Source organism: Actinomyces sp. HMSC08A09 (assembly GCF_001807465.1).
Lineage (GTDB): Bacteria > Actinomycetota > Actinomycetes > Actinomycetales > Actinomycetaceae > Actinomyces > Actinomyces oris.
In genome coordinates, this window is record NZ_KV789112.1 from 1 (window position 1) to 7,956 (window position 7,956).

Below are 7,956 nucleotides of genomic sequence, written 5' to 3' on the forward strand. Positions count from 1 at the left end.
GGTGTGGGACCTGGCCGGCGAGCACTCACCGACCGCCGGTGTCTCGGCAAACCGGCCGCTGGTGATCGATGTCGACGCCACCTTGGTTAATGTGCACTCAGACAAAGAGGGGGCGGCCCCGACTGTCAAGCCCCGGGTTTTGTGGAGGCTGGTTTATCTGGTTCCGGTGGTTGCCGGTTGTGATTGTTCCTGGCGGTGGTGGTCGTGGTGGGTGTCGGGCGCCCAGGCGGCTTCGTGCTCGGCGGGGGTTCGCATCCCGATGGCGGAGTGTGGCCGGGTGGTGTTGAACCAGTGGACCCACTCAGCGGTGGCGACCTCGACGGCGTCGATGTCCTCCCAAGGGCCCTGGTTGCGGATCAGCTCGGCCTTGTACAAGGAGTTCAGAGCCTCGGCCAGAGCAAAGCCGAAAGGAATCCCCCTTAGAGCCTACAGAGGCGACTGCCTTTGACCCCCTCCCGCCCGACCCCTCACCCAAGCCCTCCACAACATCCACCACGACACTAAATGAGCCAACTCAGGCGTGGGCCAGGCGTCGGGCCACCGTCCCACGGGATACTCCCTGAGCGCCGCAGGCTCAGCAGAAGGGGTCCTCGAACCCGATCGGCATGCGGCACTCCACAATGGCTCTCGTCGAGGTCAGGAGCTGACCCACCGCGGTCAGTCCCAGGGCGTCCAGGCCCAGGAAGGTCGTCAGATCAGGGCAGGCGAAGGTAGTCTCAGGCACGTCGAGGTCTCTCGTGACGGTTGTGTAGCAGCTCCCATCATCGGGAGACCTCGACCTCTACCCAAGCAACGACGCACCCACCCCACCTATGCACTTCAATAGGCTCCGGCTACAACACCCTCAAACGCGAAGAGCCACTAAATGAGCCAACTCAGGTCCCAGGTGCTCGATGACCTTGTCCCGGCGCCCTTCCTTGACCGCGATCTGCACCGCTGTCGCCCCTGAGGCTGTCTTGACCTTACGCAGAAACGGGCTCACCACCCCGACCCTACCGGCCCCTTAGTGTGCCAGCACGCCCCCAACACCACGCGACATCAACGAAAAACCCACCTCAAAACCCAGACCCCACCAAAGTGTCACGAGTCAGGTCCAGGATCGAAATCAACCACTCATGGGCTTCATTTCAACAACCCGTCCCGCTCAGGCATTTAATAGCTCACGCTCCCAGAAGGCAAGTTCAAAACGAGCATCACCGCAACCATGCCCAACTCCCATCATCGCGTCGATATATATAGGGAGCGACGACGTGGAAGCACTCCGAATCCGCTCCACCCACTCGACAACATCGGAATTGCTGATACGTGAGTCCAACTCACCTAGAACAACACCGATAGCAGGATAGTCTTGAGCGCGCACATTCTGTAACGGAGAATATGATCGAATCATCTCAGCAGCTCGCTGGTCCTCGAGAGGATTCCCGAACTCACTCCAGTCCGTCGCTACCAGGGGGAGGCCCGGATCTCTCAACACATTGTGAGGGTCAACGAACGGTTGTCGAAGCAGGCACGCCCTGAACAGACCTGGGTTTCGATTAATTGAAGAGGCCACGAGAATCGCTCCAGCCGATGCAGTCACCGCACCCAACCTGCCTTCCGCCACCCACCCCGATTCAATGGCATAACGAGCACATACATCAAAATCCATCAATGAATTAACCTTGTTGATCCCACGCCCCTGCTCATGCCACCAACTACCCATCTCACCCCCACCACGAACATGGGCATACACGATCACGACTCCCCGCTGAAGCAATTCCAGCCAGTTGTTAGTAAACGCCGGATCCAAGCAGCTTTGATAGCACCCATAAGCCACCAGCACTCCGGGAGCGCGCCCATCAGGCCGGACTTCTTCAGAGTGGACAAAGGTCATAGGGATGTCGACGCCGCCACTCCTTACATACTCCCTGGTTGCAATAAATCTCGTCGAAATGTCGGGTTCCTCCATATCAAACGGAATCTCGACGCTCTTTCCGTCAACGTATCGATAGTCAATCACTCTGATCTGACGCGTGTAGTATTCAAGAGCGACTCTGAGAGCGGAGCCATCCTCGTCAGCGTCGACAACACGAACTCCGACCAGGTCGTCAGCATCCCCGTCTGGGCCGACTATAAAAATATCGCCGGCAGAACTCATATCAATGACACCCACTTTGGGCAGGGCGTCGGCACGCATTCCGACTACAATATGATTTGACACGACATAAACATCTGTAAGCGCCGTCCCGGGCGTACCACCAAAGACTCGACTCCATTTCGCCATGCAAACACTTGCGTCAAGATCACGCTCATTAGCCCAACTGAGAATCTGAACACCTGCCGAATCTAGGTGCCTAACGAGATAACGTCGAGTTCCGTCCCGCTCATCGACCGCAAAAACACGATGGAGGAGTCCGCACGAGCGATTGATCAAAACATTTCTGATCCACGCACCATCAGCCCCAATCCTGTACTCAGCACTCTCACTCACTTCGGGAGTGGATGAAAGAGAGAATACATGACCACCGTTGGCATACACCACTATGCCGCAGCGCTTGTCATCCTCCGAATGAAGCATGATCTCGCTACCAGGGTCATCCACGTTGCGGGCCCATAATTCCGCGGGCCGCAGTGCGTCATCTAACTTCGTATAGAAGATCCAGTTCGAGTCGTCCGCCCAAGCCGCAGTGCTGCCTACGTTATCAATGCTGCACACAACGGCGGGTGAGCGGCCGGGAGCACCATCCATAACCAGCATTCTCATTCTCCCGCGCCCGATGTGCTCTATGGAGAACAGCCTTCCTGTTCGTCGATTTACTCCCAACTTCACCGAATTAACCAAGTCAGGATGAACCACCTCGTCAACCCAATCCTGAAAGTCGCCATGCATATATTTTCGAATATCGTTGTCAGAAGCGACTGAACGACAGTACAGTGTTCTCCCACCATCATACCGAGGGTAGTACCAATACTTTCCCCGTCGGACAGGTAGCGCTCGAAGGCGGGCGACCGCCAAACCATGAGTGTTCTTGACAACATCTGACGGACCGAGTTCCACACCAAGCGCCCTGTAGGAGCAAGATGTTTCACTCAGAAGAGTCTCATCCAAAGCGAGTGCGTTGGAGGCAGTCACATTCTCGTTCCTTCCGCTAGTTCAATCATGCGGCCAACATCCCTTGATTCTCGGCCATTCTCCGGTAGAACCTATTTCCGCGCAGTAGTTCGTCATGACTCCCACTCCCCACCATATGGCCATGCTGCATCACGATGATTTGATCAAATCCAATCACCTGATGCAGGTTGTGCGTAACAAGAATTACTGTTGATTTACTTGGCAAACAGTCAAGCATTCGAGTAAAGTGGGCCGCCGATACAGCATCCACACTCGACGACGGCTCATCAAGAACTAGAAGAGGACGATATCGATTAAGGAGAAAACGAGCCCACGATATCCGTTGCCGTTCACCTCCTGACAACCGTCCACCTGCATCCCCGAGATCTACATCGAGCCTAGAAACGAAGTGTTGTAAACCTACCGCCGATAGCACTGTCTGAAGATCAGAGTCAGACACGTCGGGATTGGCTAACATGAGGTTCTCCCGAAGGGTCCCACCCAATGCGATATTGCCCTGATCGACATACGCCAGATAGTTGCGATAGGCCGCTAGCTGATACTCGTTCTGCTTCTTTCCCAAGAAACGTATGACTCCAGACTGAGGGGATCGGAATCTTTCCACTAACGACAGAATCGTTGATTTTCCTGACCCGGACTGACCAACGATCGCCGTTCTCGAACCGGATTCAACGCTAAAACTGAGCGGCCCAAGCATAAAGGGTTCTGTTTCTCCGTCGTACCGGTAGGTTACCTCATTGAAACAAAGCACTCCGTTACCCGCTACAGCGTCATGAACGTCATGATACTCGTCATCCTCACTTTGCCCAATAGCGACTAGCTTGGCGTCCTCCACCGCTATCGAAAGGATCTCATCGACTCGCACTATTGCCCCCTTACCCGCTCGGTAAGCAGCAATTCCATTCATGATCTGTGAGGCGGGCGTGATCATCATGGTCAAATACATGGCAAAGGCAACGAGGCTGCCAACTGTCAATGCTCCAATCGAGACGCGGTACACTCCGATGCCAAGGCTGACAAATAACGCCACCTGAACAATAATTCCTCCCAACGGCTTGACAATTGCTTGGAGAGCAACCAATCTCATGCTTCTAGCGTAATGACTGAGAATCGAGCGAACAATTTTCGCTCCCTCCAGCGACTCGGCGTTGTAGGCCTTCAAAACAGGCAATGCCGTAATGATGCGATCAAATGCCGTCATCAACTCGCCATTAGCCTCTTGGGCATATAATGATTTACCCTCCAATGTCTTGCTCGTCAGTAGCGATAATACCGATCCGAAGCCGACACATAACAGCACTGAAATGAGCAGAGTCACATCAATCGATAGCATTCCAACGAAGGCGAACAAAAACCCGAGTACCGCAGAACAAGCCCCCACCACACCGTCGTTGAGTGCTTTTCCAACCTGCACTGAATCGTCTCCAAATCGTGCCAGAAGATCTCCTTTAGGATGATCATCAAATGATGACAATGGAACTTCACACAGATGTCGTGCCAGACGCGTGCGCACATCAGCAGTCACCGTATAAGCGATTTTCGCCCTCAAATACTCTTGCAATGCAGATAACCCAGTATAGGAAATTATTGCAGCCACCAGCAGGATGACCGAAAAAGGCTGGAGTGCCTGCAGGTTATCGAGCACTTTTTTTAAAAGAAACGGCTGAACTGCGTTGACAACACCGGCTACAATGCCGACGAGTAGCGTGCAAAGTGTCACACCTTTAACTTTTGCCAACTGGCTCAGCATGCTTGTCGTCTTCATGTCGACACATCCTTCTCTACCCGTGCGTTCCGAGTTTTGGCCCTTGAAGACCGACTAAGCGTAAGATATGTTCCTGCCAGCTGAGAAGCCAGGGCCAGGACTAGCACGGACATGTAGGCGGCGACGGTAGGAGGAGCTGCCGAGGCCAGTGCGGACAGCGGAGATGTACTATTGAGTGCTGCAAACCGAACAGCCAGCACAACAAGGGTGATCCCGATGAGTATACCTGAAACGATCTGGACGATTACAGTTTCTGTGGCGGTTGTTGCAAGAATTCCTTTAGGACTAACCCCCAAGACTCTCAACAGCCTGTATTCACGCTTCCGCGCCAAATTGGAGCCGATGGCAGACTGGATCAGACTGATCAAACTCATGACGTAGATCGTTCCGAAGATTCCGATATTGGAGCGATAGGTATTAGCATGTCGGGTTTCCGCCAAGTACTCGATGTATCCTGATTTATCAGTGACAGAACCTTTGATGCCTGCCGTGCTCATAGCAGTGCGCAGATCTTTGTCGTCTACAGCAGTAGTGAAAATAGTCGCAGAAAGACTTGTCGGGTCGGTTACAAACTGGGACGCCTGACCCCAGTCCAGAAATATGCCGCCATCATACAAAGGGTCCTTAATGACAGCCACAACATGTAGTTCGATCTGCCGACCTGAGGCACTCTGGGCCCGTACGGAATCCCCGACGTGCGCGCCACTGATGCTACTAGCGATGTCAGTGCCCTTCACCTTCTCAGCATCGCCCTCCACGACATTCTGATGCAGTAGCTCACGCAGGGCTCCGGAATCGGTGAAGTACATGGTCCGTCGAGAGGCTTCCTTATCGCCGGCTTTTACCATGTTCTTTCGCGACGCAAAACGTGCAGTGGCACCGACGGAAGAGGGCGGCAACTCTGCCACCCTGTCCGCATCATCGATGCCGGTGACGCGAGCGATCGCGGTGGCTCCGACACGTGAAGAGGCGTAGGCTGTGCGCGCCTCCTCGTCAGGTGAATTAGCCACGAGAAAGCCGCCTAGTACCCCCACGCACACGATCGCCGGCACGGCCGAACGGGCAAGACGCAATCGATCCCGACTCGCTCGTTGAGCCGCGAGCAGGCCTGGTCCCGGAGCGACCTGGCCGACCAGAAGGCCCACCGCCGACGCCCCAGCCGGGATCGCCACCGGCGCCAATGCGAACAGCGGTACCACCGCCAGAAACGGTAGAGCGAGTACGAGGTTGGACCCCAGCGTCTGAGCGTCCAGCAGAACGATGCAGGCCAAACCAGCCAGCCCGAACGTGACGCGCCAAGCGATCTGCCAAACGGACAACTTTCCTGCCAGTGAAACATCCGCATGAACCAGGTCTCCACGCGTGGCTCCACGTGCGGCGACCCAACCCGACAGGCCCGCGACCAGAGACATTGACACGGCTACGACAACGATCGGAACGGCCGTGAGAACGAAGCTTACCGAGACATCGTTGCCGAAGAAGCCGATCATCCGTAGCCCAGCGAGCAGCGCCGGTGACAACAGAGCACCGACAACTGAACACGGCAAGGCCACAACAAGCGCCATCAGCAGGCACTCCGAAAATACCATTCTAGATATACGGAACCTAGTGGCTCCCACCAAACGCATCAGCGCGAATTCTTTCTGGCGAAATGAGATCACTTGCTTAACAGCAGAAGACATCAGGAATCCGCTGGCCACGATCGCAATTCCACTGAGTAGCGACAGAATTCCCCTGATTGCAGTAAGCTGAGAGGCCACCTCCTCCGCAGACATGCTTGAGACACTCACCCGTTCAGCATCTGAAAACCCCGCAACCAGATAAACCTGAGCCGAAGCGATCACTGACGTTGCGCCGACAGTAGCCATGCACCCGGAGTACAATGCCATATGACGGCGCAGCATCCGAATCGACAAGCGCATTGTGCCAAGCATCAGCGCACCTCCAGGTCCGCAAGGCGTTCGGCAATACCTACCGGCGAAAGGCCTCTTTCTTCGCCGACAACGACACCATCGTAAAGAAATACCACGCGTGATGCCTCTGCCGCAACCATTGGATCGTGAGTCACCAACACCACAGTACTACCGTTACGGGGAAGCGTCGTCAGATTATTCATCACCTCTCGACGAGAACCACTGTCTAACGCACCAGTAGGCTCGTCAGCAAATACTACGTCGCGACTGCTTGCGAGTGCACGAGCAATGGCCACCCGCTGTCGCTGACCACCGGACAATTCTTCTGGGTATCGCTTTCCCAATCCGTCAAGACCAACTCGTGCTAGTGCCGATGCCGCGACCTCGTCATCCATACGATGTCCGTCAAATAACGCCGGCAGTTTAACATTGTCTATCGCAGTGAGGGCTTCCACCAGATTATAGGACTGGAATATGTAGCCCCACGACGATCGTCGTAACTTATCTTGCGCGGCAGCATTCATCCGCGAAAGATCGCGTCCTCTATAAATCACTCGTCCGCCTGTAGGACGAATGATCCCTGACATACAGTTCAAGAGCGTCGTCTTGCCAGAACCGGACGGCCCCATTATAGCCGTGATAGAGCCTGCCTCGAAATACAGGCTCACTCCTTGGAGCACCTCCCTGGCCTCGCCAAAATGATGACGCAGGTTATCACATTCTAGAACCATCACAATGGTTATCCCCTTCTCTTACCAAGCACGCCATAACTACTATTCGGGACAGACGTTGCCGAGCTACTCTGATTTAGAGAAAGCGACTGACTGATCGCAGGAGAACGACAACCGACCACGACACAGTTGCTATCCCACTTATAAATCCCTGGAAGGAGGGGCTGAACGCTGCAGCATACGTTCAGCCCCTCCCTCAGCAGGCGGACGGTTGTGTCAGCCGCACCAGACGCTGGCACCGCTGTTGTTGCCGTCGCACCACAGGCTAATCGACGATGCGCGCTCCGGCAGAGTGTCCGCCTGAACATCGAAAGCCTGGAGGGAAAGCAGCTCGTCCATCGCCATCCACCCCCTTTCTCAACTCGTCACAGGATGTCTAAGATCGGACGCCGGGCGCGTCAGCCACACCAGACGCTGGCACCGCTGTTGTTGCCG

6 protein-coding genes and 1 pseudogene are annotated in these 7,956 nt (G+C 55.1%); all 7 read right to left on the reverse strand.

Translation table 11 applies throughout. The features are described 5' to 3' along the window. Window positions 1–153 precede the first annotated feature (153 nt). A pseudogene (locus HMPREF3165_RS05355) lies at window positions 154–433 on the reverse strand (integrase core domain-containing protein); the annotation flags it as partial. Window positions 434–574: 141 nt separating this feature from the next. Then, window positions 575–724 carry a hypothetical protein gene (locus HMPREF3165_RS13220; RefSeq protein ID WP_256275054.1) on the reverse strand — a complete coding sequence of 50 codons (150 nt, stop codon included), beginning with the start codon at window positions 722–724 and terminating at the stop codon, window positions 575–577. A 420-nt stretch (window positions 725–1,144) separates the two neighbouring features. Beyond that, complete coding sequence (locus HMPREF3165_RS12795) at window positions 1,145–3,112, reverse strand: prolyl oligopeptidase family serine peptidase (RefSeq protein ID WP_141745014.1); 1,968 nt, start codon at window positions 3,110–3,112, stop codon at window positions 1,145–1,147. 25 nt (window positions 3,113–3,137) lie between these two features. Beyond that, the gene (locus HMPREF3165_RS12800; RefSeq protein WP_083303210.1) at window positions 3,138–4,877 is read right to left on the reverse strand and encodes an ABC transporter ATP-binding protein; all 1,740 of its coding nucleotides are present in this window, start codon (window positions 4,875–4,877) and stop codon (window positions 3,138–3,140) included. Beyond that, on the reverse strand, window positions 4,874–6,745 hold the full coding sequence (locus HMPREF3165_RS12805; protein ID WP_176747005.1) for an ABC transporter permease: 1,872 nt from the start codon (window positions 6,743–6,745) through the stop codon (window positions 4,874–4,876). Before HMPREF3165_RS12805 ends, HMPREF3165_RS12800 begins: the two co-directional genes overlap by 4 nt. Window positions 6,746–6,810: 65 nt before the next feature. After that, window positions 6,811–7,458, reverse strand: a complete 648-nt coding sequence (locus HMPREF3165_RS12810; protein WP_218079041.1) for an ABC transporter ATP-binding protein — start codon at window positions 7,456–7,458, stop codon at window positions 6,811–6,813. Window positions 7,459–7,737: 279 nt separating this feature from the next. Continuing rightward, window positions 7,738–7,866, reverse strand: coding sequence for a hypothetical protein (locus HMPREF3165_RS13730; protein WP_256275056.1), 129 nt, complete (start codon window positions 7,864–7,866; stop codon window positions 7,738–7,740). Window positions 7,867–7,956: the final 90 nt, after the last annotated feature.

Excerpts from the sequence above, each read along its gene's own strand:
- HMPREF3165_RS13730 (WP_256275056.1), bottom strand. The coding sequence starts at position 7,866 with ATGGCGATGGACGAGCTGCTTTCCCTCCAGGCTTTCGATGTTCAGGCG.
- HMPREF3165_RS12800 (WP_083303210.1), bottom strand. The coding sequence starts at position 4,877 with ATGAAGACGACAAGCATGCTGAGCCAGTTGGCAAAAGTTAAAGGTGTG.
- HMPREF3165_RS12805 (WP_176747005.1), bottom strand. The coding sequence starts at position 6,745 with ATGGCTACTGTCGGCGCAACGTCAGTGATCGCTTCGGCTCAGGTTTAT.